The sequence below is a fragment of the Arthrobacter mobilis genome, assembly GCF_012395835.1.
Lineage (GTDB): Bacteria > Actinomycetota > Actinomycetes > Actinomycetales > Micrococcaceae > Crystallibacter > Crystallibacter mobilis.
The window spans coordinates 1-774 of the sequence record NZ_JAAZSQ010000083.1 but is presented as its reverse complement, the minus strand read 5'-3'; the positions used below and the strand labels follow the sequence as shown (position 1 = coordinate 774).

At 68.0% G+C, this 774-nt stretch carries 1 protein-coding gene; it reads right to left on the bottom strand.

Translation table 11 applies throughout. The annotated features are described in order from the left end of the window. A partial coding sequence (locus HGG74_RS20960) for an HAD-IC family P-type ATPase (protein ID WP_168489477.1) occupies positions 1–774 on the bottom strand: 774 nt, incomplete at both ends.

Below are 774 nucleotides of genomic sequence, written 5' to 3'. Positions count from 1 at the left end.
GAACGGAGATGGCCAGAGCGCAGGGCGAGGCGGCGACCAGGACGACGAGAGCGCGTTCAAACCACAGCAGCGGTTCCCCGACGATGAAGCCGAAGACAATGATCAGGACCGCGGCGATCAGGATGCCCGGGACGAGCTTGCTGGCGATGGAGTCGGCCAGGCGCTGGCCCGGGCCCTTGCGGGACTGCTCGGCCTCCACGATGTACACGATCCTGGCCAGCGAGTTGTTCTCCGCGGTGCTGGTCACTTCAACCTCGAGCGGACCGGTGCCGTTAATCGACCCGGCAAAGACCTCGCTTCCCGGCCCGGCCTCGACCGGGACGGATTCGCCGGTAAGCGCCGAGGTGTCCAGGGACGTGCGGCCGGTGATGATCCTGCCGTCAGTTGCCAGACGTTCGCCGGGCCGGACAACCATCCGGTCTCCGGGGGTGAGTTCTGCCGGGGGGACGGTGATTTCTATGCCGCCGCGCAGGACGGTCGCCTCCGCCGGGACAAGGTCCAGCAGGGCTCGCAGGCCACGGCGGGTTTTCGCCATCGAGTACTCCTCGAGGCCTTCGGAGATCGCGTAAAGGAAGGCCAGCATGGCCGCTTCCTCGTACTGCCCGAGGGCTACCGCGCCGGCGGCGGCGATCGTCATCAGCGTGCCGACCCCGATTTTGCCCTTCGCCAGGCGCCGGAGGGTGGAAGGAACGAACGTCCACGCGGCAATGACCAGTGCCGCGATTTCCAGCGGCAGCGTCAGCCACTGGGGGCCGCCGGCCAGCGATGCGATCC